Origin of the sequence: Photorhabdus hainanensis (assembly GCF_018448965.1) — a bacterium.
Classification (GTDB): Bacteria; Pseudomonadota; Gammaproteobacteria; order Enterobacterales; family Enterobacteriaceae; genus Photorhabdus; species Photorhabdus akhurstii.
This window is the reverse complement of sequence record NZ_RCWD01000007.1, coordinates 15,767-41,453: the sequence shown is the minus strand read 5'-3', so window position 1 is coordinate 41,453 and position 25,687 is coordinate 15,767. Positions and strand designations below refer to the sequence as shown.

The 25,687-nt window shown below is 43.1% G+C and carries 30 protein-coding genes and 4 pseudogenes; 18 read left to right on the top strand and 16 right to left on the bottom strand.

The features are described 5' to 3' along the window. Positions 1 to 7 precede the first annotated feature (7 nt). Genes EAE92_RS06055 through EAE92_RS06035 form a run of 5 tightly spaced genes read left to right on the top strand, consistent with a single transcriptional unit; the run spans position 8 to position 4,602 of the window. A complete protein-coding gene (locus EAE92_RS06055) occupies positions 8 to 127 on the top strand; it encodes a GpE family phage tail protein (RefSeq protein WP_051560792.1) in 120 nt (39 codons plus the stop codon). Continuing rightward, positions 120 to 2,762, top strand: a complete 2,643-nt coding sequence (locus tag EAE92_RS06050; RefSeq protein ID WP_214067414.1) for a phage tail tape measure protein — start codon at positions 120 to 122, stop codon at positions 2,760 to 2,762. Before EAE92_RS06055 ends, EAE92_RS06050 begins: the two co-directional genes overlap by 8 nt. Further along, entirely contained in the window at positions 2,759 to 3,223 is a 465-nt protein-coding gene (locus tag EAE92_RS06045) for a phage tail protein (RefSeq protein WP_214067413.1), read from the top strand. Before EAE92_RS06050 ends, EAE92_RS06045 begins: the two co-directional genes overlap by 4 nt. Continuing rightward, on the top strand, positions 3,220 to 4,329 hold the full coding sequence (locus EAE92_RS06040; RefSeq protein ID WP_246545032.1) for a phage late control D family protein: 1,110 nt from the start codon (positions 3,220 to 3,222) through the stop codon (positions 4,327 to 4,329). The genes EAE92_RS06045 and EAE92_RS06040 overlap by 4 nt, the downstream gene beginning before the upstream one ends. A gap of 54 nt (positions 4,330 to 4,383) precedes the next feature. After that, positions 4,384 to 4,602 carry an ogr/Delta-like zinc finger family protein gene (locus EAE92_RS06035; RefSeq protein ID WP_023045648.1) on the top strand — a complete coding sequence of 73 codons (219 nt, stop codon included), beginning with the start codon at positions 4,384 to 4,386 and terminating at the stop codon, positions 4,600 to 4,602. A 143-nt stretch (positions 4,603 to 4,745) separates the two neighbouring features. Here EAE92_RS06035 and EAE92_RS06030 read toward each other — a convergent pair whose 3' ends face one another. Further along, on the bottom strand, positions 4,746 to 5,021 hold the full coding sequence (locus EAE92_RS06030) for a helix-turn-helix domain-containing protein (protein WP_214067412.1): 276 nt from the start codon (positions 5,019 to 5,021) through the stop codon (positions 4,746 to 4,748). Between the two features lie 407 nt (positions 5,022 to 5,428). Here EAE92_RS06030 and EAE92_RS06025 point away from each other — a divergent pair, with 407 nt between their 5' ends. After that, the gene (locus EAE92_RS06025; RefSeq protein ID WP_023045646.1) at positions 5,429 to 5,644 is read left to right on the top strand and encodes a helix-turn-helix domain-containing protein; all 216 of its coding nucleotides are present in this window, start codon (positions 5,429 to 5,431) and stop codon (positions 5,642 to 5,644) included. Positions 5,645 to 5,721: 77 nt separating this feature from the next. On the opposite strand, the gene EAE92_RS06020 is transcribed toward EAE92_RS06025, so the two are convergent. Further along, complete coding sequence (locus tag EAE92_RS06020; RefSeq protein WP_023045645.1) at positions 5,722 to 5,997, bottom strand: helix-turn-helix domain-containing protein; 276 nt, start codon at positions 5,995 to 5,997, stop codon at positions 5,722 to 5,724. A gap of 226 nt (positions 5,998 to 6,223) precedes the next feature. Further along, positions 6,224 to 6,529: pseudogene (locus EAE92_RS06015) on the bottom strand (ISKra4 family transposase); the annotation flags it as partial. Positions 6,530 to 6,664: 135 nt separating this feature from the next. Between EAE92_RS06015 and mobC the strand changes: the two are divergent. Further along, positions 6,665 to 7,390, top strand: a complete 726-nt coding sequence (mobC, locus tag EAE92_RS06010) for a MobC family replication-relaxation protein (protein WP_214067411.1) — start codon at positions 6,665 to 6,667, stop codon at positions 7,388 to 7,390. Positions 7,391 to 7,471: 81 nt separating this feature from the next. Next, positions 7,472 to 7,717, top strand: a complete 246-nt coding sequence (locus tag EAE92_RS06005; protein ID WP_036811429.1) for a hypothetical protein — start codon at positions 7,472 to 7,474, stop codon at positions 7,715 to 7,717. Positions 7,718 to 7,854: 137 nt separating this feature from the next. Here EAE92_RS06005 and EAE92_RS06000 read toward each other — a convergent pair whose 3' ends face one another. The 7 genes and pseudogenes from EAE92_RS06000 to EAE92_RS05970 form a co-directional block, all read right to left on the bottom strand. Then, entirely contained in the window at positions 7,855 to 8,295 is a 441-nt protein-coding gene (locus tag EAE92_RS06000; RefSeq protein ID WP_036811433.1) for a type II toxin-antitoxin system PemK/MazF family toxin, read from the bottom strand. A gap of 713 nt (positions 8,296 to 9,008) precedes the next feature. After that, complete coding sequence (locus tag EAE92_RS05995; RefSeq protein WP_166304592.1) at positions 9,009 to 9,992, bottom strand: phage integrase; 984 nt, start codon at positions 9,990 to 9,992, stop codon at positions 9,009 to 9,011. A 66-nt stretch (positions 9,993 to 10,058) separates the two neighbouring features. After that, positions 10,059 to 10,325: a helix-turn-helix domain-containing protein gene (locus tag EAE92_RS05990; protein ID WP_036780970.1), complete on the bottom strand. Its 267-nt coding sequence runs from the start codon at positions 10,323 to 10,325 to the stop codon at positions 10,059 to 10,061. A gap of 296 nt (positions 10,326 to 10,621) precedes the next feature. Next, on the bottom strand, positions 10,622 to 10,906 hold the full coding sequence (locus EAE92_RS05985) for a type II toxin-antitoxin system RelE/ParE family toxin (RefSeq protein ID WP_105394682.1): 285 nt from the start codon (positions 10,904 to 10,906) through the stop codon (positions 10,622 to 10,624). Beyond that, positions 10,899 to 11,141 carry a type II toxin-antitoxin system ParD family antitoxin gene (locus EAE92_RS05980; protein WP_214067410.1) on the bottom strand — a complete coding sequence of 81 codons (243 nt, stop codon included), beginning with the start codon at positions 11,139 to 11,141 and terminating at the stop codon, positions 10,899 to 10,901. Before EAE92_RS05980 ends, EAE92_RS05985 begins: the two co-directional genes overlap by 8 nt. A gap of 329 nt (positions 11,142 to 11,470) precedes the next feature. Continuing rightward, positions 11,471 to 11,829: pseudogene (locus EAE92_RS05975) on the bottom strand (tyrosine-type recombinase/integrase); the annotation flags it as partial. Next, a pseudogene (locus EAE92_RS05970) lies at positions 11,714 to 12,038 on the bottom strand (transposase); the annotation flags it as partial. The pseudogenes EAE92_RS05970 and EAE92_RS05975, both read right to left, overlap by 116 nt. A gap of 31 nt (positions 12,039 to 12,069) precedes the next feature. Between EAE92_RS05970 and EAE92_RS05965 the strand changes: the two are divergent. Both EAE92_RS05965 and EAE92_RS05960 read left to right on the top strand, forming a co-directional pair. Next, positions 12,070 to 12,349 (top strand): annotated as a pseudogene (locus EAE92_RS05965) (damage-inducible protein J). Between the two features lie 84 nt (positions 12,350 to 12,433). After that, a complete protein-coding gene (locus EAE92_RS05960) occupies positions 12,434 to 12,661 on the top strand; it encodes a hypothetical protein (protein ID WP_214067409.1) in 228 nt (75 codons plus the stop codon). A 227-nt stretch (positions 12,662 to 12,888) separates the two neighbouring features. On the opposite strand, the gene EAE92_RS05955 is transcribed toward EAE92_RS05960, so the two are convergent. Continuing rightward, complete coding sequence (locus tag EAE92_RS05955) at positions 12,889 to 13,083, bottom strand: hypothetical protein (protein ID WP_214067408.1); 195 nt, start codon at positions 13,081 to 13,083, stop codon at positions 12,889 to 12,891. Between the two features lie 498 nt (positions 13,084 to 13,581). Here EAE92_RS05955 and EAE92_RS05950 point away from each other — a divergent pair, with 498 nt between their 5' ends. From EAE92_RS05950 to EAE92_RS05925, 6 genes are all read left to right on the top strand, one after another. Next, the gene (locus tag EAE92_RS05950) at positions 13,582 to 14,256 is read left to right on the top strand and encodes a CDP-alcohol phosphatidyltransferase family protein (protein WP_214067407.1); all 675 of its coding nucleotides are present in this window, start codon (positions 13,582 to 13,584) and stop codon (positions 14,254 to 14,256) included. Beyond that, a complete protein-coding gene (locus EAE92_RS05945; protein ID WP_214067406.1) occupies positions 14,249 to 14,890 on the top strand; it encodes a lysophospholipid acyltransferase family protein in 642 nt (213 codons plus the stop codon). Before EAE92_RS05950 ends, EAE92_RS05945 begins: the two co-directional genes overlap by 8 nt. Beyond that, positions 14,887 to 15,831 (top strand): phosphatidate cytidylyltransferase, encoded by a 945-nt coding sequence (locus EAE92_RS05940; protein WP_181150209.1) that lies wholly within the window; start codon positions 14,887 to 14,889, stop codon positions 15,829 to 15,831. Before EAE92_RS05945 ends, EAE92_RS05940 begins: the two co-directional genes overlap by 4 nt. A gap of 170 nt (positions 15,832 to 16,001) precedes the next feature. Beyond that, a complete protein-coding gene (locus tag EAE92_RS05935) occupies positions 16,002 to 16,241 on the top strand; it encodes a type II toxin-antitoxin system RelE family toxin (RefSeq protein ID WP_214067405.1) in 240 nt (79 codons plus the stop codon). A gap of 416 nt (positions 16,242 to 16,657) precedes the next feature. Then, entirely contained in the window at positions 16,658 to 17,629 is a 972-nt protein-coding gene (gene pfkA, locus EAE92_RS05930; RefSeq protein WP_036814555.1) for a 6-phosphofructokinase, read from the top strand. 171 nt (positions 17,630 to 17,800) lie between these two features. Then, entirely contained in the window at positions 17,801 to 18,796 is a 996-nt protein-coding gene (locus EAE92_RS05925) for a sulfate ABC transporter substrate-binding protein (protein WP_036780148.1), read from the top strand. 52 nt (positions 18,797 to 18,848) lie between these two features. Here EAE92_RS05925 and tpiA read toward each other — a convergent pair whose 3' ends face one another. Both tpiA and EAE92_RS05915 read right to left on the bottom strand, forming a co-directional pair. Further along, positions 18,849 to 19,616 (bottom strand): triose-phosphate isomerase, encoded by a 768-nt coding sequence (tpiA, locus tag EAE92_RS05920; RefSeq protein WP_214067404.1) that lies wholly within the window; start codon positions 19,614 to 19,616, stop codon positions 18,849 to 18,851. Between the two features lie 122 nt (positions 19,617 to 19,738). Next, positions 19,739 to 20,341 carry a DUF1454 family protein gene (locus EAE92_RS05915; RefSeq protein WP_214067403.1) on the bottom strand — a complete coding sequence of 201 codons (603 nt, stop codon included), beginning with the start codon at positions 20,339 to 20,341 and terminating at the stop codon, positions 19,739 to 19,741. A gap of 67 nt (positions 20,342 to 20,408) precedes the next feature. Here EAE92_RS05915 and EAE92_RS05910 point away from each other — a divergent pair, with 67 nt between their 5' ends. Next, entirely contained in the window at positions 20,409 to 20,843 is a 435-nt protein-coding gene (locus EAE92_RS05910) for a DUF805 domain-containing protein (protein WP_214067402.1), read from the top strand. A 2-nt stretch (positions 20,844 to 20,845) separates the two neighbouring features. On the opposite strand, the gene fpr is transcribed toward EAE92_RS05910, so the two are convergent. After that, the gene (fpr, locus tag EAE92_RS05905; protein WP_214067401.1) at positions 20,846 to 21,592 is read right to left on the bottom strand and encodes a ferredoxin--NADP(+) reductase; all 747 of its coding nucleotides are present in this window, start codon (positions 21,590 to 21,592) and stop codon (positions 20,846 to 20,848) included. A gap of 333 nt (positions 21,593 to 21,925) precedes the next feature. Here fpr and emrD point away from each other — a divergent pair, with 333 nt between their 5' ends. Next, entirely contained in the window at positions 21,926 to 23,110 is a 1,185-nt protein-coding gene (gene emrD, locus EAE92_RS05900) for a multidrug efflux MFS transporter EmrD (protein ID WP_214067400.1), read from the top strand. A gap of 58 nt (positions 23,111 to 23,168) precedes the next feature. Here emrD and glpK read toward each other — a convergent pair whose 3' ends face one another. Next, a complete protein-coding gene (gene glpK / locus EAE92_RS05895; protein ID WP_214067399.1) occupies positions 23,169 to 24,692 on the bottom strand; it encodes a glycerol kinase GlpK in 1,524 nt (507 codons plus the stop codon). Between the two features lie 30 nt (positions 24,693 to 24,722). After that, entirely contained in the window at positions 24,723 to 25,553 is an 831-nt protein-coding gene (locus EAE92_RS05890) for an MIP/aquaporin family protein (protein ID WP_214067398.1), read from the bottom strand. Between the last annotated feature and the right edge of the window lie 134 nt (positions 25,554 to 25,687).

The window sequence follows — 25,687 nt, the reverse complement described above, 5'->3', positions numbered from 1 at the left end:
TGAACTGGTGGCAGACATTGCCACCGTGTTTCATTGGCCGCCTGCTGTGACAACTGAGATGGGCCTGCCTGAATTGTTGGCATGGCGTTACCGGGCTATGAAACGGAGTGGGGCCGATAATGAGTGACCGAAACTTACGCCTGCAAGTTATCCTGAATGCCGTTGATAAAATTACCCGTCCTTTCAAGAGTGCGCAGGCTTCTAACAAACGGCTGGCTGAAACCCTTCGCCAGTCGAGCCAGCAACTCCGGGAACTGAACCAGCAGGCCGGACGGATCGATGGTTTTCGCAAGGTAAAGCACCAATTGCTAGAAACCCGGCAGGTTTACCGCAGCGCTACTGAACGCGTGGCAGCACTGAACCGTGAAATTAACGCCAGTCAGAACCCGACACAGGCCCAAATCAACCAGCTACAGCGGGCAAAAAACGCAGCCAGGCAGTTCGAGGAAAAAAATCAATCCCTGAGTCAGTCCCTGCAACGTCAGCGTGATGCCTTGCGCGCCAGCGGTATCTCAACTAACCAGCTTGGACAGGCGCAGAGACGGATAAACGCGGACATCAACCACACAACCAATATGCTCCAGCAACAGGAGCAGCAGCTTGGGCGTTTGAGACAGCAGGAACAACGGTTGGCTAATGCCCGCTCTCGCTACCAAAAAATGAAAGATGTGCATAACCAAATGACGGTAACCGGTGCTGCGGCAACGGCCGCGGGTGTTGGTGCGCTCTATGGTGCTAAACGGGTGATGATGCCGGGTTATGACTTTGACGTGGGGATGTCGAAGGTGCAAGCGCTGACCCGTCTGGATAAGCATTCTCCCGAACTAAAAAAATTGCAGGAGCAGGCGCGGCATTTAGGCGCAACAACGGCATTCACCGCCAATCAGGTCGCGCAGGGACAGAGTTTTTATGCAATGGCCGGCTTTACTCCAGACCAGATACGATCAGCCATGCCTGGTACATTGGCGATGTCATTGGCGGGTGATACCGATTTAGCCGCGACGGCGGACATTGGTTCCAATATCCTGACGGGTTTTAAGCTGAAATCCGAAGAAATGGGGCGGGTGAGTGACGTACTAGTGGGTGCTTTTACTCGTTCTAACACTAATCTGATGATGCTGGGTGACACCATGAAGTATGTCGCCCCTGTAGCGGCAGGCTTAGGGGTTGATATTGAAACCGCCGCTGCGGCGACGGGTAAGCTCGGTGATGCCGGTATTCAGGGTAGTATGGCGGGTACCTCCCTAAGATCCATTTTAGGACGACTGGCTGAACCGCCCGCCACCGCAGCGAAAGCGTTGGCAAAACTGAACATTCAGACTAAGGATGCCAAGGGTAATCTCCGTGTCTTGCCGGATATCCTGACTGAGCTGGACAAGAAAACGACTAAAATGGGTAACGCTCAGCGTGCCGGCATTTTCAAAGCCATTGCCGGGGAAGAAGCCTTTTCCGCTCTGTCGGTATTGGCTGAAAGAGCCGGTACGGGGGAATTGCAGAAACTCATCAAAGAATTGAAGAACGCCCAAGGTGAGGCCAGGAAAGTCGCCGATACTATGACTAATAACCTTGACGGCGACCTGAAAAGTCTGTCATCGGCGTGGGAAGATATCGGTATTCAAATTTTTGGCGGTGTGAACAGTCCCTTGCGTGGGATCACCCAGCGTATCACCAAAATTATCAGTAAAACGGGTGAGTGGATGAAGGCCAACCCTGAACTGACCAAAACGTTAACAATGGTGAGTATCGGGCTGGGTATTATTTTGACGGTTTTTGGTGCGATTACGCTGGCATTGGTTGCTCTGTTGGGACCACTGGCAATCGTTAAATTTGGCCTGTCAGTGTTGGGTATCAAGGGAGCTGGTTCAATGCTACGTCTTGGTAACGTGTTTTCCTATATTGGGAAAATGGCGATGTGGCTGGGGCATGTTATGTGGACAAACCCCATTTTAGCGGTTATCGGTTTGATTGCTGTGGGCGCTTACCTGATCTGGCAATATTGGGACAAACTCGGCCCGTGGTTCCAGAACTTATGGAACAACATTTCGAACTATGTTTCCACCACATGGGAAAACATCAAACAGCGGGCATTAGCCAAATGGAATGAGCTGGTCGCTGACACGAAAAAAATTCCGTCCGAATTTAAGAAGATTGGCGGTGAGTTTGTTGAAAATCTTAAGGCAGGCATTGAGGAAAAATGGGAATCCCTGAAAAAGAAATTCTCCGAACTGGGCAAGATGGTTAAAGACGCCTTGACTCCTGACTTTATGCAGGAAGAAAACCAAGATCCCAGGCAAAAGGCGGCATTGAATGCTTATAAGGAAGCTACCGGTCCGATTGGCGGCATACTGGCGGGTGGATTCGATAAAGGTGGTTACATCCCGACGGGCAAGATTGGTATCGTGGGGGAATATGGCCCGGAGATCATCAATGGTCCCGCCCGCGTCACTAGTCGCCGTCAAACGGCTGCATTGGCGACAATCGCGGCCCTATCTGTAGGGGCAGTCTCGCCAGTCAGCGCCCAAAATGCTCCGTTGCATCCATACAGTTTGCCCGCGTCACAGTATCAGACATCGGTTGTTTCAGTTGCTAACCAGATCCAGGACAACAGACGATCCATTTATGAAATTCATATACACGCCGTTCCCGCACAATCCGCACAGGATATTGCTCAGGCAGTGGCTCGTGAACTGGATCGCCGTGAGCAACAACAACGCGCCCGCGCCCGTAGCTCATTTTCTGATAGAGAGGACTTTTATTCATGATGGCCGCATTGGGTTTATTTGTCTTTATGCTGAAAACCACGCCATACCAGAGCTTGCAACACCAACAATCATGGCGTTATGGATTTAACAATCGGGTGGGTACCCGTCCTGCTTTCCAGTTTATGGGGCCAAATAACGATACTATTATACTGTCCGGCACCCTGTACCCTGAAATCACCGGAGGCCGGTTGCCCTTGCTGGCCCTGCAATTGATGGCTGAGAGTGGCAAGGCATGGTCATTTCTGGATGGTAGCGGCACGATTTACGGCATGTTTATTATTGAAAGTATCGACCAGACCAAAAGTGAATTTTTTATCGACGGTACCGCTCGTAAAATTGACTTTACCGTCACGTTGCGCCGTGTGGATGACAATTTAGGGGAGATGTTCGGCGACCTTCGCACCCAAATGACTGACTTGAAAACCCGTGTCACACACAAATTGGGCGGGCTATTTTCATGATTTCTTTACCTGATATGCTAAAACTCGATGGGGTAACCGGCAAAACTAGTACACCTGTGTATGTTCTCAGTGCTGGTGACAAAAATGTCAATGCCCGCATTCAGTCACGGTTGATTTCCCTGAATCTAACCGACAATCGGGGTTTTGAGGCTGACCAGTTGGATATTGAACTGAATGATAGCGATGGTCTGTTATCTCTGCCTCGTCGTGGGACGGAGTTATCTCTGCATCTGGGCTGGCAGGGGGAACCACTGATCCACAAAGGCAAATTTATTGTGGATGAAATCGAATACAGTGGTGCGCCGGACAAGATAATCATCCGTGCCCGCAGTGCAGATTTTCGGGCGACGCTTAATATCAATCGCGAGGTGGCTTATCACCAGAAAACGATCAGCGATATTGTGCACACTATTGCCGTGCGTAACGATTTGACGCCGAAAGTGGACAAAATGCTAGCCAACATCACCCTCAGTCATATTGACCAGACCGGCGAATCCGACGGCAATTTTCTAACCCGGCTGGCAAAACAGGAGGGGGCCATTGCCATGATCAAGAATGGCTATTTGCTTTTTATCCGACAGGGGCAGAACAAAGCCGCCAGCGGGCAGTCCCTGCCTTCGGTTATCATTACCCGGCAATCTGGAGACGATCACCGTTTTTCACTGGCTGACCGGGGCGCTTATACCGGCGTTTCCGCCAGTTGGCTTAATATTCGTAATCCAAGGAAAAAAGAGAACATCACTGTCAAACGCAAGCGAAGTAAGACTAATCCGCAGCAAGAAAAGAAAAAACAGGACCATTATCTGGTTGGCAGTGAGGGTAACGTTTTTGTGATGAAGCACATCTATGCTAACAAGGCCAATGCCGAACGTGCAGCTAAAGCAGAATGGGAGAAAATTCAGCGCGGTGTGGCGTCATTCTCTATTCGACTGGCGAAGGGAAGGCCAGAGCTGTTCCCTGAAATGAAAGTCAGGGTGAGTGGCTTCAAGACCGAAATCGACGCGGCAGACTGGACGCTGGTAACTGTCACACACACCCTGAATGACAGTGGATTAACGTCATCCTTGCAATTGGAAGTGAAAATTTCTGATTCAGATATGATATAGTTGCTTTAGTGCCAGTTTCAGCGATGGCAACCTGTTTGTTGAGGTACTCGCGTTATGATGAGATGCCCCTTATGCGGTCATGCCGCCCACACCCGTAGCAGTTTTGAACACACGCCCCAAACTAAGGAACGTTACAACCAGTGCCAGAATATTAATTGTGGCTCAACGTTTGTTAGTCATGAAACCTTTGTTCGGTTCGTTACCAAGCCGACATTGATTGAAGCGGTTCCGCCGCATCCTGATAGTGGACAGCAGACTGTGCTGGTATTCTGATCGAATAGTTGTCGATGAGTAAATAATTAAAAAAAGCGTTCCATTATTCATCGTGGGGCGCTTTTTTTATGTGAGAATATTTTTCTGAGGGAACTTAGATGCTGTGAGGAGAAGGCTTATGTCATGACGGTCTCAAACTATTTTCAATTTTCAGGAACATATCTGTGGTTCACTAAAATCTGATGAATAGCCAAAACAACATCAGAAAAATCATCATCTACGATATAAAAATAGCATTCAGGAACGTTTAACACCTTGGAGAACGCACACATTGTTTCAAAGGTTGGCTGATGAGTTCCATTTTCATACTGTGACACTCTCGCTCGTGCTGACTTTTCATCTATGCCAGCCGCAATTCCGAGTTTTTCTTGCGTGATATTTGCACGTAAACGAGCGGCTTTTAAGCGTTTGTTAATCATAAAGTTAACCGTCAGTTATTAGAAATGTAGCTGACGATATATGTAACACTTCTTAGTACTTTTTTTGTCAAAACTTACTTAACAATAGTCTTAATGTTTAATTTGTTATGTATGATAATTAAAGATTTAATTGCTATATATTTTATTTAATCTGGTTTATTTTTGCAAAAATGGCTTGTGTATAAATTTTTTGGCAAGGTGAAGTGGCATGAAGATTAGTTACCAAAAACGAATATTTTTGATACTTGAGCACGTTATTTTAGCTATGAACATGTAAAGTCAAATCATTAACGATAGTCACATATATTTTCTTTAAGAATGTTGACGGAATGTTTAGCATCTCTTAACATGAATTGTGTTAAGGAATTCTTAGCAGAAAAATTAAAGGAATCGAAAGGAAGACTATCATGAATAAAACAATCTCTGGTGACTGGCATCCAGCAGATATTATTGCAGCTCTAAAGAAACAGGGAACAAATCTTTCAGCTGTATCACGTAAAGCGGGATTAGCGTCATCCACATTAAGTAACGCACTATATCGCCCGTGGCCAAAAGGAGAAAATCTGATTGCTACCGAACTGGGGTTACATCCATCTGATATTTGGCCATCGCGTGGAAGGTAGAAAAGGGTGAACTCAAGACAATGGCGCTGGGTACGGTTAGCGCCATTATTGGGTGTCAGTGCTATCTTAAACAGTATTCAATTTTTAGAAGTGTGTTTGTAATTCACTAAAATCTGATGAATAGACAAAACAACATCAGAAAAATCATCATCTACAATATAAAAATAGCATTCAGGAACGTTTAATACCTTGGAAAACGCACACATTGTTTCAAAGGTTGGCTGATGAGTTCCATTTTCATACTGTGATACTCTCGCTCGTGCTGACTTTTCATCTATACCAGCCGCAATCCCTAGTTTTTCTTGCGTGATCTTTGCACGCAAACGAGCGGCTTTTAAGCGTTTGTTAATCATAAAATTAACCGTCAGTTATTAAGGTGTAGTTGACGATATATGTAACATTTCTTAATGTTTTTTTTGTCAAAAATTACTTAACAAAAATCATATAGTATTAACGACACTAACAAAGATATTATAGTGTTTAATAACATTACTAAAAAGTTTGTCAGGTAAGTACCACATTACGTACACTTAAGATAGCATAAAATCTATGGTCATCCCCGAATTTTATACCCGAATATCAAAGCTCAAATTTGGCTTTTAAATCACCATTTAATACCTCTGTTCGAGTCTGTAGTAAATAATGAGTGCTCCGTTGGCTTCATTGCATTTGCTACTTTTTCACCATGCGCTTAGATATGACTTCATTGATCGTGGATTCAGCGAATGCGGAAGAAATAGGTTCTCCGTATCGGTACATTTCTCCATAATTTAGGATCATTGCCCTATTATTTCTAATGTAGATATACATCTCATCTATCTGTTTTAAAAGAAATTTATGATTCTCATATCGAAGATCGTCGTTATCACAAATCAGGCTGCAATTCAGACCTGCTAACTATAATTTCCCATAAGTATCATGTTATGATAGGCTATCTTTATCGAACACTAGTAACGAACTATTGACCGTTAAAATTGTTCGTTTATACTGTTAGATTACTGACTGAGTAACGGCCTAATTATGAATTTGATTAATGATTACACGCTTAGAAATCAAAGAAAAAATAAGAAAATAAATGATGTACTTTGTTTTCTCAAATCAGAAACGTTCACTACAGCGGATGTTTTAAAAGGTGTGTTAAAATTCAAAACAATCAGCCCTGTTTATACTTTGTTGAGGAAACTAGTAGCCGAAGGTGTAATTTGTGTATATTCCTGTGATCTTGGCACGGGCAAAATTAACATATACGGTTTGACACCACATGGGGCAGGGCTTGCCATGAATGAGAACGATAATATTGCAGACATTCATATATTCCATCCATCTAAGACTACAATCTCAGTTCTTAGGCATAAACTTGATATACAGTTGATTCGGATAGTTGTTGAGACGAAGGGTCATCAATGGTTATCGATATATAGTACTAAAAAGAAAAAGCCCGAAGCTCTCGATGGTTATATTATTACATCTAAATCCGTCAATAAAATTGCGGTCAAAGTTGAACGTACAATTAAGAGCCTTGAACACTATCGTAAAATATTAGGGCAGTACATCGAACAGCAGCAAAACAAGCAATTTGACCAAGTATATTACTTATTACCTGATATTAATTTGAAAAATAGAGTTGAGAAAATTTATAAATCTATTAACAGTGTGATAGTTGGGAATGAGACTATCACGATTGATGAGCAGACATGGAATTTTATTAAATTTTTTACATATGAGGAGTTGAAAAACACCTTATAAATAAAAAGCAGGCGAGGGACACAACGCGGGCAAGCGCTGTGCCCTCTGATCACATAAACAGCACTTTGAGGAAGTGTTTATATGACTATTAAAAATAGTACCATAACTGGACGGGAATTAGCAGAATTAATCGAGCGAGTTATAGAAGTTGCAGAAGCATTCGACATATTTTTCTGTCTTTTTCCAGATGAAGAAGATTTTGTTCAGTCTTCCCAGCTCTTACTTTTGCCACTTAGTCGTTGTCTCATTGATGTCGCTAGTAAACTACATGAGTTGTCAGTTGATGGCGAGCTTATTTTGATGGGAAAATTATCAAGCTGTACATAATCGTATAAGGTGGATGTAGACTACTAAATCAAAAACCCCTCATACATGTATGAGGGGTTTTAAGCCCTTCGCGGGAGAAATTTTTAACAAAGCCCTCATGGGGAATAATCATACTTTAGTTGATAGAATCCAAAAAGTCAACTTTCAGATTTACTCATAAGACTTGATGCGCCGATGATTTTGATTATTGCACGTTGTATCTTTTCAACATCTTCACGCGTCAAATATTGCTGAAATGTTTGTTTATTATCTCTTAATTTAAAGAGTCTGTTTGTGTTTATTATCTGCATATGATGAACTAACGCCCAGCGTTTACGGCGATCGTAAAAATTAGTTATTTGAAAAATAGATTGATCTAATTCGACATGATAACCACGAGCAATACCATCGTTGTTCAGAGTTGAAGAAATCGGAACAACGAGATAACCATTGCTACACAAACGGGCATTCATGATTACAACCATTCTTTTTTTTACCATCTCAGGTGGGATGCGACCATTAAAATGGTCTGGTTGTGCCGGTAAACCAAAGTCACATTCTAATATTTCACCGATACGCGGGCGATATCTAATAGCCATTTAATTAATCAGCCCTCTAAAATAATAGTTCCTACCCTAGTATATGTGTTAGCTCAGATATCTAACAGTGTAAACGAACAATTTTAACGGTCAATAGTTCGTTACTAGTGTTCGATAAAGATATCCTATCATAACATGCTACTTATGGGAAATTATAGTTGATAGATATTTTTATTGCCTATAATTCAGATTATTGACGATGTGCTTGTTTTTCATCCAGCACTATGTTCAATAGTGAACCGGGGTTGGCGAAAAGGATGGCTAGCTTTCATCAGCCAAAGTTAAAGTTTACGGTCTGGCCCACACTTTTTTATATTCTGTGCATCTTCATTATAAACAAGGTAGGGGGTGATAACTTTATTTTTAACGATTTCTCATTAATGAGTTCAAAAGAATTATTGTCTGGGTAGTTTCATATTGTTGTGGTTAGAAAGATATAGTGGGGGGATGAAAGCCCCGAAAAAAATCGGGGCTTATGTCGATGTGGTCAAGGTGTGGACACTTACTTAAATAAATCCTTTTATTACAATGTGTTATGTTTTAAAAACAAACACCATCCCTGTCTTTCAGGCCCTTTTTAGGGCCTTTTTTTTCAGTCACTTACAACGCATTTCTTTGTAAAACAACAACATAAAAAAGTATAAAGGGGTTAGAAAGTATACGAAAGTTTTTGAGTGTGGACGTTCGGTGGACGCTCGCCACACTCTCTAGCTTTATTCTACTTCTATCCCACCCTTAAGAGGGTTTAATGTAATGGCATGTTGCAGATAGTCCGGGGCAAGGTGTGCATAGACCATTGTTTGGATTATGCTGGCGTGCCCTAATATCTGTTGTAATGCAATTATATTCCCTCCATTCATCATGAAGTGGCTGGCAAAAGTGTGTCTGAGGACATGAGTTGCTTGCCCTTTAGGTAAGTCGGGCTTTACTACATGTAAGATCTTGCAGAAATTTATGTAGTCAACATTGAACAGCTTGCCCATTTTCTTTTTGCCGCGAATTTCTTTCTCTAATTTGTCAGAAATGGGAACGATGCGTTGATCTCCATTTTTGGTATTTAGAAAAATTACACGGCCTTTTGATACCTGTTGAGCCGCCAGACTTTCCGCTTCCCCCCAGCGAGCGCCAGTGCTAAGGCAAAGTAAAGCCAGCTTTTTTTCCTCTTTATTTAGAGAATTAAGCAGTAGTTCTATCTCTGGTGTTGTGAGATAGGTCATAGCAACATTTTTCTCGCTTAATGGTTCTAATCCTTGTAGAGGATTTGTGCCGGTAAATTCCTCAATTTTTATTAAGGTCGAGAACATACCGGATAGTCTGTACATATCTCGATTTACAGTTTTAGCGCTTATTCCATCAGCCAGCCGTTTTCCCCGATGTTCCATGATGACTCTCTTTGTGAGGTGACCTATTGTGGGGTTGTTAAGCTGCCTCATTGTTTTGGTGAGATGTCGCTTCTCTATTGCTCCATTGTCTGTGTTTTGTCCGTAATATAGCCACCAAATATTGATGAAATCACTCAGTTGTGTCTTATCATTTGTGGTGGATGGTTCACTATTGCTAGCCTGTGTGAGCGTGTAACGTTCAAAGGCAACTGCTTCACTTTTTCTATTAAATTTCCTACGGAGTCTTGTTCCTGTGCTGCCGTAGGGTCTTACATCCACTTCGTAGCGTCCATCATTGAGCTTCTTAATTGCCATAAGTAAGCCCTTCGATGAAACTGACAGATTGTGACCACAACTCGTCAGCATACGCATAACCAATATCTAGCCAATTTTCTGGTTTGAGTGGAATGAGGTTTCGTTCTCTGGCCCATTGTGCGCGATAGCCGGCGAGACTTGACCAGCTTCCGGTGCTGTAGTGTCAGTCATTAGCCACAGCGTATATTTTTTGAACTTAGGGTGTTGAGTTAATTTAGAAAGTGTGTTCCAGCCGGGTTCGTTATGTCCTCCCTCTAATTTTTTTAATGTGCTAAGAGGGAGCTGCATGATTTCACAGAATTGTGATTGACTCAGGTTCTCTGCATTACGCATGGCCTTTATTTAATTCTGATGATGAAAAATATAAATCACAGATATGGCACGCATCAGTATTTTTATTTCTAAACCGGTATTGCTTTAATGGCCTGTGTCGTTATGAATCATAATGTCTCCATTTTCCTCATTAACCCGGTCTAATCCCCCGCCAGGGCGTTATTTTCACTTCTCCTGCAATAAAATGTTTGTTCTCCAGAAATAAAAACAACAAAGCATTGCGATTAGCAATGGCAGCTCGCAGGGCGAGACAGCTACGCAGGCTTGATGCACAGCACAACGTAGCCCCCGTCCGCTCAAAGAAGATAACGGGGGTGATTCATCTGTTGATGAAGGATACGCGCAATCAGAATATCGGTATCCCGGATAGTATAGAAAACCGTGTGGCGGTGAAACTCAACCCGCATGACACCTGGGACAGATGGGTATTCCCTCCCTATATGTGGCATTTCAGCTAGTGTGTCAAAAAATGCTTCCAGTGCCTCCGTATAATGGTCAGCCTGAACTTCACCGAATTGCAAAAGTGTATAATCATAAATCCCGGCAAAATCTTCAGCAGCCTGATCCGTGAGCTTATACATTATGTCTGTGTTTCCGTTGTTCCGCTATATCCCGTAGGGTCAGCGAGCTTTCCCTACTTTCCAAGCCAGCAATAACCGCCTTGCGTACAATCTCATCGTAAGCTTCTTGTTGCTCCAGCAAACGCAGCGCCGAACGCATAACTTCACTGGCATTTCCATAACGGCCACTTTCAATCATATGCTGTACGAACCTGTCAAGTTGTTCGCCCATACTGACAGTAGTAATTTTTCTCATATTTCACCGATGTATTAATAGTTAATACATTAAGTGTACAGCAAATGAGGCTGCATTACCAATGTCCTGAAGCCCCGAAAAAAATCGGGGCTTATGTCGATGTGGTCAAGGTGTGGACACTTAATTAAATAAATCCTTTTATTACAATATGTTATGTTTTAAAAACAAACACCACCCCTGTCTTTTCCCCGCCTTATGGCAGGATTTTTTTATCTGGCTAAGATTAATTCACTTTAAAATCAACCAGATAAAAATTTTATAAGCAACTGTAAGTGGCACGGAAATTCTTAAGTGTGGACACTTTTGAGTGCTACGGTTGCTTATGATTGCTAAATTTCCATGCCGCCATTCAGTGGGTTTAACGTGATTGCAAATAGTCGGGTGCCAGATGAGCATACGCCATAGTTTATTGTATATTGGCATGACCGAGTATTTGTTGCAGTGCAACAATGTTTCCACCTTTCATCACAAAATGACTCGCGAATGTGTGGCGTAGAACGTGCGTTGCTTGTCCTTCTGGTAAATCAGGTTTTATTGACTTTAACTTTGTACGAAAGCTTTCGTAATCAACGTCAAATAATTCCCCTGACTTCTGTTTGATTTCCTTTTCTAACTCTTTTGATATCGGAATAGTTCTTTGCTTGCCATTTTTGGTTTTTAAAAATGTCACTCGACAACTTGGTATTTCGGGTTGTTGCTGCCAAAAAACACTGTATTTGCACTTTCTGCAACCCATGAAAACGGGTATAACGGTGTCCGTGATGTTGCTTCGCATCCGCAAAACTGCGCTCTATCACCTCCTTTCGTCGTTTGTAGATCTTTATTCCCCCACGGGGTTAATCGGTTTTCTCTGGCTTGCTTTTTACTGGCTTCCCAAATATGGCGGGTTATCATTTTTCAGGCTATTTTGCTAATATGACAACACAAAATGGAGACGATTCATTTTCGTATTGATGAAGAAACCAAGCGCTTAGCTATGCAAACTGCCAAACGCCATCAGACAGACTTTAACAAAGTTAATGAGGCAAAAAGCCGAAGAGTTGGCGAATGAAGAGCGTGAGTATCAAAAAAATACCCATGCTCACTGGTTAGAAGCGGAAATTGAGAAAGCAATTGACCGATGTGAAAATGGTTTGGCTCATTTTATTGATGATTCTGAAAGTCATCGCCGGATGGCTTTACTGCGTAATAAGTTGAGCAGGGGATAAAGTGATACGTATTTCATGGGAGGAAACCGCCCAAACTAACCGGGAGCGAATTTATCTCTACTTCTTTGAGCAGGCTGGCTGTTATTGGCTGAGAAAATTGATACAAAATTTTCGGCAATGGCTGAACTTCTGAAAGTTACCCCATGTGCAAGCATAGGTATAAAGGCTCGTAACAGCCCAGATGAGCATTATAGAAAACTCGTTGTCCTTCATTTTCCTTTTATCATGCTCTACCGTTACGATGAGGATATAGAAAATATAAAAATTCTCAGAATATTGCACATCTCCAGAAGAATAACCGGGCTTTTTTAAGTAAAAAACTTTGAGGTGAATCTAAAGAATATTCCAGCCAGATAACTGGGAGCATTTCTTTGTCTGACAGTAAACTGAGTTATAAAAAGCCTCTCGAAATACGAAGGGCTTTTGCTAAGGGTTTCAATTATACAGTAGATGAGATGTGGATAATTCATTTTAAAATCCCCTTATAATCAATGAATAATACCTTAAATAGTCCCACCCAGTATGTAGGGTTAGATTTGTTACTCTATTAACCCAATTGGTTCTCCAGTTTTGAGATCAATTTTCTGTCTGTTGCTTTGTGGCTCTTTTTTATAATCAGCAAGGGTTTTATTTGCTGTTTCAATTTTGTCAGATGACTCTTTCTTGTTGCCATCGCTAAAGACGAAAAAATAAAGGCCAGAATAACGATCATGAGTTCCAGATTGGCTTTGCATCCGCTGCTCTTTAACCTGAGTCTTGATAAGGGTTTTATTCCTTCTATAACAACTACATAAGAAACACCATTTCTTGCACATTTCTGTGTTCACTGTTCGTTCATAAGAATAATTATGGCTGCTGGAATAGGCAGTAAGTGTGTTTTGTTTATTTGCTAGAAAATTGAATGGAATAAGTACAGTTAATCTCAAAACTGTATAAGGTGGCTTTATTCATATCTGAGACCCTTGAGCAATTCTGTAGTAAGCGATCTGATGTGGTGCTCTGGTTATTGAGTCTTCTTCTTGGCAGTGAGAGTCGTGCTGTTTTCATGACGAATAGAAGCTGTTGCGAGCCAGCTTTGACAGGGCTTTTTGGCCTATTAATTGGCCGATTTGGTCAGGAGGTATTCTTTCTGATGGTTTTTTATTGTTGTTATTCTAACCAATCCTGTTTATCTTATTTCATTTAACTTAAGTAGATTTGATTGTTCATTTGTGCTCAAAAAGGGAAAGGGTATGTCTGGTAACGAGGTAAAAGATCGGCGTCCGATCAAGACACGCAATGCAGTGTGGGCCAGTAAGATGGCTAAATGGTTGCAATGTAAAGGGGCGACACCAAATGGCATATCTGTTGCCAGCGTTGTTTTTGCTGTATTAGCTGGCGTGTGTTTTGCCGTGTGTTTTTTAGTCGAGTCTTTTTGGTTGACTTCATTTTTATTGATTATTGGCGCCTTGCTTATTCAAGGTCGGCTAATATGTAATTTATTGGATGGTATGGTTGCTGTTGAAGGGGGATTGAAGACGGCTGCTGGTTCTGTTTTTAACGATCTTCCAGATCGTATTGCTGATTCTTTTATTCTGATTGGTGTGGGGTATGGTTTAACACTTTTTCCATTTGCAGTTTCTCTTGGCTGTATTGCGGCATTACTGGCTGTTTTGACGGCTTATATTCGCTTGTTAGGAGGTACTTGTGGTTTGCCTCAACGCTTCTTGGGTCCAATGGCAAAACAGCATCGGATGGCATTAATTACTGTTAGTTCAATTGTTGCCGCTTTTTTACCGCAGTTATGGAGCCAGTATCTTTTATTGGCGGTATTAGTCGTTATCACATTAGGTTGTCTTTGGACATGTATTCGGCGAACCAGAGTCATGTTGAGTGAATTACAAGAGAAGGAGGCTTGTAATGAATAAATCACAAGAAGTGACGTTGGTAAGTAAAGGTATGGGTTCTTTCCTGTCCGGGCTTTGCCGTTTGTTAACTGGGGTAAGAATTCGTTGGATTGGGTGTAAGCCATCGGTAGCTTCTCGAATTTATTATGCTAATCATTCGAGTCATTTGGATGGGTTGGTTATTTGGGCTGGTTTTCCTCGGGTATTACGTTCTCGGGTGCATCCTGTCGCTGCCCGTGATTATTGGAGTAAGACTTATCTGCGCAAATATTTTATCAATAAAGTTTTTCGGGCTGTGTTGATTGATCGTAGAGGTGAGGATTGTTTAAAGGGAAATACTCTTACGCCAATGGAGGATGTATTAAAACGAGGTGAGTCTTTAATTTTGTTCCCAGAGGGGACACGAGGGAGTGGGGAACAAATTAATAAGTTTAAAGGCGGTCTGTATTATTTAGCGAAGAAATATCCTGATGTTGAGCTTATTCCTGTTTATTTGGAAAATTTAAACAGAGTCTTGCCAAAAGGCTCGGCACTTGTTGTTCCTGTTATTTGTTCGGCAACATTTGGGCAACCTTTGGAAAAATTAGGTACAAAAGAGGAAAAAGCTGACTTTTTACAGCGAGCTCGTCAGGCATTGGAGGCGTTAATATTATGACTATGCTTAATAATAAATTACTCTTGTTGTTGGGTGGTATGTTCGTGCCGTTAATTATTGCTAGTATTGTTGGTGCAATACTCTCCTCCAAATATTCAAGGGATAACAGTAATGCGACAATCGATAATTTGAATGCCCGCATCCGTGGCTGGTGGGGGATGTGTGTTATTTGTGTGTTGTCGGTGATTATTGGGCCAATCGGTTCAGTGTTATTATTTGCGAGTATGTCATTTTTTGCTTTACGGGAATTTTTCACTTTGACACCAACACGACGAAGTGACCATGAGGCGATGTTCTGGTGTTTCTTTATTTTCATGCCATTGCAATATGTTGCTGTTGGTATTGAGTGGTATGGCGTGTTTTCTATTTTCATTCCTGTTTATGTTTTCCTGTTTTTACCTGCTCGTATTGCATTGGCCGGAGATACAACGAACTTTCTGGAACGGACAGCTAAAATACAGTGGGGAATGTTAGTCGCTGTATTTTGTATTAGCCATGCGCCCGCTTTATTGATGTTGGATATTCCAGGTTATGAAGGGGAGAATGTCGAATTATTGCTGTTTTTAATGATTGTGGTGCAGATGTCGGATGTTTTGCAGTACGTATTTGGTAAATTGTTTGGCAAACATCCGATCGTGCCTAAGTTGAGCCCGAATAAAACAGTTGAAGGTTTTGCTGGGGGAATCTTGGCTTCCGTTTTGTTAGGAATGTCACTTTACTGGGTAACGCCATTTTCTCCGTGGGAGGCAGGTTTGATGTCGTTAGCAATTACGCTGATGGGCTTTATTGGTGGTTTGTGTATGTCAGCGATAAAACGTGATAGTGGCATTAAAGATTTCGGTGAAATGATTGAAGGACACGGTGGTATGTTGGATAGGATCGACTCTTTATGCTTTGCGGCACCGGTATTTTTCCACCTGACGCGTTATTTCTATACCTGATGGAAAGACGCCAACGTAATGAATAAAGATTATGCTGAATCGGCACTGTGGTATGGATTGCCGCAGTGCTGGTTTCTGTGTTGTTGATGGGAGTTGGCTGAGGATGCCGCACTGAACAAAATTGCGGATTAACGTTTAAAAAGATGTCGAATTTGTTAGTGTGAGCCTTGATGACCTATAGTCTGAAATTTGAAAAACGATCTTTGAAAGAGTGGAAGAAGTTAGGTTATCCAGTTAAAGAGCAGCTAAGGAAAAAACTGGCAGAGCGTTTAGAAAACCCTCATGTGCCGTCAGCAAGACTAAGTGGTCGAGCTAACCGCTATAAAATCAAACTGCGGTCTTCTGGCTACTGCTTGATTTATGAGGTGAATGATAATGAGATTATCTTGCTCGTCATTGCTATTGGTTAACGAGCTGGAGATGTGGTTTATACCCTAGACAATGAGCGGTAAAATGCACCGCATTTTGTACGTCAACCTTGCTGCATTGGCAAAAAACGCTGTAAACCCTTGTCCAGTGTGGATGGGAATATTAAGGATAGGATTTTTCGGAGGTTGATTGATGATCTTAAGAGCTATAGCAGCATAATTAAATGGCTTTTTAGCCAATTTGATCTCAAAAAAGAGACTTATGTGAATGCAGACTTGGTTTTTTACCGTATTATATGAAAGTTGAATCAATTCAGCTTAATTGCTTCAGTACTCCAGGTGGTAACGGATTAAAGTGGTAACAGGTTAAAAAGGCAGATTTCTCAGGCAAAGTGATTGCGTACAGAGTCCGCCGTTAGTGGGTTTGCAATTATTACATCTACAAGTCAGAGGTCATCATGAGCAATGGGATCAAAAGAATCGGTGTCTTAACGAGCGGCGGTGATGCGCCAGGTATGAATGCAGCTATTCGTGGTGTGGTTCGTGCAGGGTTAACCGAAGGGTTAGAGGTTTTCGGTGTTTATGATGGTTATCTTGGCTTGTATGAAAACCGCATGAAGAAACTCGACCGTTTCAGCGTATCCGACATGATTAACCGCGGTGGGACTTTCTTAGGCTCCGCTCGTTTCCCTGAGTTTAGAGATGAGAAGGTGCGGGCCATCGCTATTGAGAATATGAGAAGAAATGGTCTTGATGCATTGGTCGTCATTGGTGGTGATGGTTCTTATCTTGGGGCGAAGAAACTGACAGAAGCGGGTTTCCCTTGCATCGGTCTGCCGGGCACGATTGATAATGATGTGGCGGGTACGGACTATACCATCGGCTATTTCACTGCGCTGGAAACGGTGGTTGAAGCCATTGACCGTCTGCGTGACACTTCAACTTCCCACAAACGTATTTCCATTGTTGAAGTGATGGGGAGATATTGTGGTGATCTCACTTTGTCAGCCGCTATTGCAGGTGGTTGTGAGTTTATTGTTCTGCCGGAAGTCTCATTTAGTTGTGATGAGCTTGTAGCTGAAATTAAAGCGGGTATCGATAAAGGCAAACGCCATGCCATTGTTGCAATTACCGAACATGTTTGTGATGTCTATGAACTGGCGAGACATATCGAAAAAGAGACGCATCATGAAACCCGTGCCACAGTCTTAGGCCATGTTCAGCGTGGTGGTTCCCCGGTTGCTTATGATCGTATTCTGGCTTCCCGCATGGGGGCGTATTCCATTCAATTATTGTTGGAAGGTTATGGTGGTCGTTGTGTTGGTATTCAGAACGAGAAACTTGTTCATCATGACATCATTGATGCAGTGCAGAATATGAAGCGTGTGTTTAAACAGGATTGGTTGGAAACCGCGAAAAAGCTATATTGATCACGTCAATACCGACAAATCTAAATCTGTTGCAGCCTCGTTGGAGGCTGTAATTTGTCTTTAGATATTCCTATCGCATATAAATAAATGCTTTTAATTATTTCTGAGTGATAACGCTTTCTGTCAGCCTTGGATTTCATAACAGCCAAAAACAGTGTGGGAGAGATTCAAGTGAGAGTCAGATGGCATATAGCATTGGCGTTACTGTTGGTTACCAGTAGCAGTGTATGGGCAAAAGATCTTCAACTTCTTAATGTTTCCTATGATCCAACCCGTGAGTTATATCAGCAATATAATCAGGCTTTTAGTGATTATTGGCAGCAGAAGACAGGGGATAAAGTGATAATCCGGCAATCTCATGGTGGCTCGGGTAAACAGGCAACTTCTGTTATTAATGGCCTTGAGGCGGATGTGGTGACACTGGCTTTGGCCTATGATGTGGATGCCATTGCGGAACGTGGCCGGATAGCGAAGGCATGGATCAAGCGTTTGCCAGAGAATTCAGCCCCTTATACTTCAACTATTGTTTTTTTAGTGCGGAAAGGTAATCCAAAACAGATTAAAGATTGGTCAGATTTGGTTCGTCCAGGTGTATCTGTTGTGACGCCTAATCCAAAAACATCAGGTGGCGCACGCTGGAATTATCTGGCCGCATGGGGTTATGGGTTGATTCATAACAATCAGGATCAGGACAAAGCGAAAGCGTTTGTTAAAACCCTTTACCAGCATGTTGAAGTGCTCGATTCTGGCGCAAGAGGAGCGACTAGTACTTTTGTTGAGCGTGGAATCGGTGATGTATTAATTGCCTGGGAGAATGAGGCATTATTGGCGATTAATGCGCTTGATAAAGATAAATTCGAAATTGTGACGCCTAGCCTTTCAATTCTGGCTGAGCCGACGGTTTCTGTTGTTGATAAGGTCGTTGATAAACGTCATAGCCGTGAGCTAGCAACAGAATATCTGCAATACCTTTACTCTCCCGTTGGACAGGAGATAGTGGCTAAAAACTATTATCGGCCACGTGATAAAACAGTTGCCGATAAGTATCGCTCTTCTTTTCCTGAGTTGGAATTATTTACTGTCGATAAAGTATTCGGTGGTTGGGGAAAAGCGCAAAAAGTGCATTTTGCGACGGGCGGTGTGTTTGATGAGATTATTCAGCGCTGAAAATGAATAGCCGCCGTAGGCATACGGCGGTCAATTATCGTTGAAATATGAATTAAGCTTTTTTCGCAGCAGCTGCGGCTTTTACAATAATAGCGAAAGCATCAGCTTTTAGAGAGGCGCCGCCAACTAATGCGCCGTCAATGTCTGGCTGAGCGAATAGTTCAGCGGCATTATCCGCGTTCACAGAGCCACCGTACTGGATAATGATCTGTTGTGCGATTGCTTCGTCTCTTTTCGCAATATGATCACGGATGAATTTGTGCACAGCCTGAGCTTGTGCCGGTGTTGCTGATTTGCCTGTACCAATTGCCCAAACAGGTTCGTAAGCAATGACCGCGCCTTGGAATGCTTCTGCGCCCAATGTGTTCAGAACTGCATCAATTTGCCTCGCGCATACGATTTCAGTCTGGCCGGCTTCATTTTCCTGTTCAGTTTCGCCGATGCACAAAACAGGGATTAGACCTTGTTGTTTAAGAATGGCGAATTTTTTCGCGATGAATTCGTCACTTTCTTGGTGGTAAGTACGGCGTTCAGAGTGGCCGATGATAATGTATTCTGCGCCAATGTCTTTCAACATTGTGGCGGAAGTTTCACCGGTAAATGCACCAGATAGGTTAACGTCAACATCCTGTGCGCCCAGAGCAATACGGCTGCCAGCCAGCGCTTGTTTAGCCTGAGAGAGATAAAGTGCTGGTGGCGCGATAGCGACGTCACAGCCGGTAATACTGCTTAATTCTTTACGCAGGCCAGTGATAAGTTCGTTTACCATATGGGTACTGCCATTCAATTTCCAGTTACCCATCACCAATGGATGTCGCATGTTTTTTCCTCCAACCAGAGAAGTTTAAGTAGTAAGCTGAATTTAGGATCGATTCGGTAGATCAATGCTCCACAGTATAGTGATCATTGCAAACAATAGCTTTTTTTTATTCCTAAATTTGATTAGTTATCGGGTTCAGATAACCATAGCTTAATCGGTTCAATGGCGAAGGTAAGCGTTTTTTCGCTACTATTTACCACAATATAGCGAATGGCGCCGATGTTGTGGCTGTAAAATGGCGATTTTTTGCTGTTTCTGAGCAAGTTATTAATATTCTCTTTGCTTTGTTCCTGTGAAATAGTCGGGTTAAAGTGGCGCATCAGAGCTATCATGTATTGTTCTGCCAGAATATGATTTTTCTGTGTTTCTGTTTCGCTTTCTGATGGTAATAATGTCAGTTGCAGGCTTTTGATTTTTTCACTTCCTCGCTCAAGTACGGCGGAAGAATAAAGTTTTTCATTGATTCTGCTGGCAGCTCGTGTCAGTGGCAGATAAATGTTTTTACTTATAATTACCCGATACTCGCGTAGTGGCAATGTCGGGTTGTGGCGATTATATTTTTCGCGAAATCGTGGGATGGTTTCATCAAAAGAGGGAGCATTTGGTAGAAGATAGGTTGCTTGCACTGTGGGTCCAGTGGCTGTGGATTCATCAGCATTGGTTGCCAACGGCAAACCGATGATGCTTGCCGCGAATATTATGGCTAGAAATTTATTAACGTCCATTTTCATGTTGCCGCTCGCTTAGGTTAAACTGCGCTGAAAAACAGAATACACGATTGGAAAAGAATAGATGACATTACAACAATGGGGTTTTTCATTCAAAGGACGTATTGGGCGGCGTGAATTCTGGATTGGCACTGGTGTTTGCCTGGCCTTGATGTTTATTATCTTGACTATTCAGGGAATGAGTTCTTTAACCATGCACTATGCTATTTTTGCCCTTGTCTTGGTGATGTATCCCGCAACGGCAATGATGGTTAAGCGTTTGCATGACCGAAATAAGCGGGGAGGGTGGTCGCTGCTTTTGCTGCTGGCAGGATTGTTGGTTGCTGTTGACTGGGGTGGCATGGTACCGTTCTGGCAATGGGGGATTGGCCGTTTTATCCCCACATTGATCATTGTAATGATGGTGCTCGATTGCGGTGTATTCCGTGGCACCGATGGGCCAAACCGGTTTGGTGAAGCAACAGAGAAAGTGGACTTTATTTCTGTCAAAGATGACTGAAATTACCAATATTGCTCACTGGTGATATGCCCCGGTTTACGGCGTAAGTGTTTTGTCATTCCTCGCTGCTCTTTTAGCAGTTGTTGGGTATCTTTCACCATTTGAGGATTACCGCATAGCATAATATGGCTGTTGTCACTGCTTATTGTAAGCCCGACAGCGGCCTCAAGTTCGCCGTTCTCAATCAGTGCTGGGATACGGCCAGTCAGTGAGCCGGGGTTTTGTTCACGGCTGACGATAGTTTGAATGCGTAATTTGTCATTGAAATGCTTAACTAGTTGTTGCATTAAGGGCAGATAGCTTAAATCCTGTGTGAGCCTGACTGCATGCACCAATACGATGTTCTCAAATCTTTCCAGGTAGTCCCCTTGTTGAAGAATTGACAGATAAGGGCCAATAGCTGTTCCCGTTGAGAGCATCCATAATGTTTTGCAATCAGGTATTTCATCAAGAATAAAGAAACCTGCGGCTTGTTCTGTCACTAATAGATCATCACCGGGTTGCAGCGCGGCTAATCGTGGACTAAGTTTGCCTTCAGGAACCGTCACTAAATAGAATTCAAGATTGTTATCTGTTGGAGCGTTAACGTAAGAGTAGGCTCGTTGCACCCGTTCATCATCTATTTCCATCGCCAGTTTTGCGAACTGACCAGCGGTGAATTCTTCAACCGGTGCATGTATCCTGATGCTGAATAAGGTATTCGTCCAGTGAATAACTTGTGTGACTTTTCCTGTAACCCAGTTTGCCATTGGAACTTATCTCCTATCCTGAAAGAAATCCCCGAACCGTTTGTTTTTACGTCGCTATTTTAGTCCTATAGAGATAAATACCATTATCGATTCTGTGTTATAGAAAAATTAACCATTATTTTATTAATACTTAGTTTTATATGTACATATTTGTTGCCAGATATGGCGTAATTAACTGTTATTTTTTCTACAAATAAAATTGTGCACTATCTCGCAAAATATTTTAAATTTGTTAAGTTAGTCACATTAGTTGAGTAAGAGAATACAGGCCATTTTTTAATAGCTTGGGGTTTCTTGTGACTTTATGAATTGTATAAACTTATTGTGAATGCGATGAGAAAATTAGAAAACTTTCATTTATTGCTGATATTGATTGCACTGGCTGCTGTAGGGCAGATGACACAGACAATCTATGTGCCTGTTATTGCAGATATTGCTAAAGACTTTAATGTGTCGACGGGTTCTGTACAACGTGTGATGGCCGCATATCTGTTTTCTTATGGGCTTTCGCAGCTTTTTTACGGCCCTCTTTCAGACCAGATTGGCCGGCGCCCGGTTATTCTGGCCGGTATGATCATTTTCCTGTTTGCGACTGTCTGTGCTTTATTTTCTCCTAATTTGGATGTGTTGGTTGTTGCCAGTGCTTTGCAGGGGTTGGGAACAGGAGTTGCGGGTGTGATGGCCAGAACGATGCCAAGGGATTTATATACTGGCACTGCGCTGCGTTATGCTAATAGTTTGTTGAATATGGGAATTTTAGTTAGCCCGTTACTTGCGCCGATGATTGGCGGTGTGGTCGCGCATTTCTTTGGTTGGCGTTCCTGTTATCTGTTTTTATTGCTTTTGTGTATTGGTGTCGTTTATTACGTGTTTTGTAAGTTGCCGGAAACCCGGCCACAGCAAACCGAAAAACGAAAAATGCTCACTTCTTTCCATCAACTGTTATCGAATAGCTCGTTTACTGCTTATTTGGTGATGTTAATTGGTGGTCTGTCAGGGATTGCGGTCTTTGAGGCTTGTAGTGGTGTGCTGATGGGGGGAGTGCTTGGGTTGAGCAGTATTACCGTCAGTATTTTGTTTATTTTGCCTATTCCAGCGGCTTTCTTTGGCGCGTGGTATGCCGGGCGAGAAGGAAGAACTTTTTATAATTTGATGTGGCATTCGGTGGTTTGTTGTTTATTGGCCGGTGCATTGATGTGGTTGCCAGGATGGTTAGGTGTAATGAATATTTGGACGCTATTGGCGCCTGCCGCCCTCTTTTTCTTTGGTGCGGGAATGTTGTTTCCTCTAGCAACAACCGGGGCAATGGAACCATTTCCTTATCTGGCAGGTGCAGCAGGGGCGCTAGTCGGCGGTTTGCAGAATGTTGGCTCTGGCTTGGCAACCTGGTTATCTGCAATGCTGCCGCAAAATAATCAATTCAGCGTGGGTATGCTGATGTTTTTTACGTCAGTTTTGATCCTGCTGTGTTGGTTACCATTAGCGCATAGGATGCAGCGTCACGGGCATGTCGTTTAATCAAACAATTAAAGAAAGGGGGCGTTCATTCCCCCCCCTTTCTTTTATTCAGTAAATCTTAGCTTTTATCTTCCCAATCCTGTGCGCGGGCAACCGCTTTTTTCCAGCCATTGTATTTGTAATTTCGTTCGGTGGTTTCAATACCCGGACGGAACTCTTTTTCAATGGTGGCTTTGCTTTTCACTTCATCGAGATCTTTCCAGTAACCAACCGCCAATCCTGCGAGGAATGCTGCGCCCAATGCGGTGCTTTCACGCACCACAGGGCGTTCTACTCGGGTGCCAAGGATATCTGATTGGAATTGCATCAGGAAATTATTGGCAACAGCACCGCCATCTACCCGCAGTGCTTGCAGCCGGGCGCCTGAATCAGCCTGCATGGCATCCAGGACATCGCGGGTCTGATAGGCGATGGATTCCAGCGTCGCACGAATGATGTGATTACTGTTGGTGCCGCGGGTCAGGCCAAAGATTGAGCCGCGGGCGTAGGGGTCCCAATATGGCGCGCCAAGGCCGGTAAAAGCGGGAACCACATATACGCCGTTACTATTTTTAACTTTGGTGGCAAAGTATTCGGAATCAGCAGCATCTGCAATAAGTTTCAGTTCATCACGTAGCCACTGAATAGAAGCGCCACCAACGAAAACCGCACCTTCAAGCGCATAGTTCACTTCACCGCGGGGACCACAGGCAATGGTTGTCAGTAATCCATGATTGGAGCGCACGGCATCTGTGCCTGTATTCATCAGCAGGAAACAGCCTGTCCCGTAGGTGTTTTTCGCCATACCCGGTTGGACACAAAGTTGACCATATAGAGCAGCTTGTTGGTCGCCTGCGATACCTGCGATAGGGATCCGTGTGCCGCCTTTACCGCCGATGTTGGTCTGACCATAAATCTCAGAAGATGAATGAACGGTAGGCAGTAGGGAGCGCGGGATTTGTAACTCATCAAGAATATGCTGATCCCATTCCAGATTGTGAATGTTGAACAGCATTGTTCGAGAAGCGTTTGTGAAATCGGTAACGTGAACTCGGCCTTGGGTCATTTTCCATACTAGCCAGGTATCCACAGTACCGAACAGTAGCTCACCTTTTTCAGCCCGTTCACGGGCGCCTGGGACATTATCTAAGATCCATTTTATTTTGGTGCCAGAGAAATAAGGGTCCACTACCAGCCCTGTATTCTGGCGAATATATTCTTCCAATCCCTCTTTTTGTTTTAGTTTAGTACATGCGTCCGCGGTACGGCGACATTGCCAAACGATGGCATTGTAGATAGGTTTACCGGTTTCTTTTTCCCAAATAATCGTCGTTTCACGTTGGTTGGTAATACCAATACCGGCAATCTGATCAGAACTAATATCCGCTTTCGCCAATACTTCTACCAAAGTTGAGCTTTGGGTTGCCCAAATTTCCATTGGATCGTGTTCTACCCAACCCGGTTTAGGATAAATTTGCGCAAATTCTCTTTGGGAAATTGAGATAATATTGGCGTCGTGATCAAGAATTATCGCTCGGGAGCTGGTAGTTCCTTGATCAAGGGCAACAATGTACTTTTTCTCAATCATATTTTCTGTTGTCATGATAATAACCTGTTCTGGTAATGCTCTACTCTAGGTTCTCTTTTTCTTCTGATCTTCAGTTTTATGAACATCAGATGGTAAATGGCGACCAATAAGCTTGCGGTAGCCAAATGCTCCCACAATACCGCCGATAATAGGTGCGGTCAGAGTAACCAGACAGTAAGGGATTTCACGTCCACCTGTCAGGGCAATATCTCCCCAACCCGCTAGATAAGCAATTAGTTTGGGGCCAAAGTCACGTGCCGGATTCAGCGCGAAACCGGTTAATGGACCGAATGCGCCACCGATAACGGCAACCACAATACCAATCAGTAACGGAGCCAGAGGACCGCGAGGAATACCGTTACCATCGTCAGTTAATGACAGAATTAAACAAACCAGAATAGCGGCAATGATAACTTCTATCATAAAAGCTTGAGAAATGGACAGTGACGCCATTGGATAAGTAGAGAATACGCCCGCTGTAAACAAGCTTTCAGGAGTACCGCGAACGATATTATGTACCTGTTCGTAATCAAGGAATACGTTGTAGTACATCATGTAAATGAGAGCGGCAGCGATAAAGCCGCCAATCATCTGGGCAATAATAAAAGGGATAACTTTTTTGCCATCAAAACGGGCAAACAACCATAAGGCAATTGTCACCGCTGGGTTAAGGTGAGCACCGGAAACACCTGCGGTAAGATAAACAGCCAACGCAACGCTCATGCCCCAAATAATACTGATTTCCCATAAACCTAACTGTGCGCCGGCAATACGTGCAGCGGCGACACAGCCTACGCCAAGGAAAACCAATAGTGCGGTACCAAGAAGCTCAGCGATACATTGTCCGGTTAATGTCGTGCTAGTGGTTTGGCTCATATGTTCTATCCTACGAAGAAGATTTTAGAGGGGTAGTTATTATTGTCGCCTTCCAGCATTGAAAGGAGGAAAATGTAAATTTATCGTTAATGCGCGGAAACGAGAAATAGCGAAATTGAAATGTGTGTGTTGTG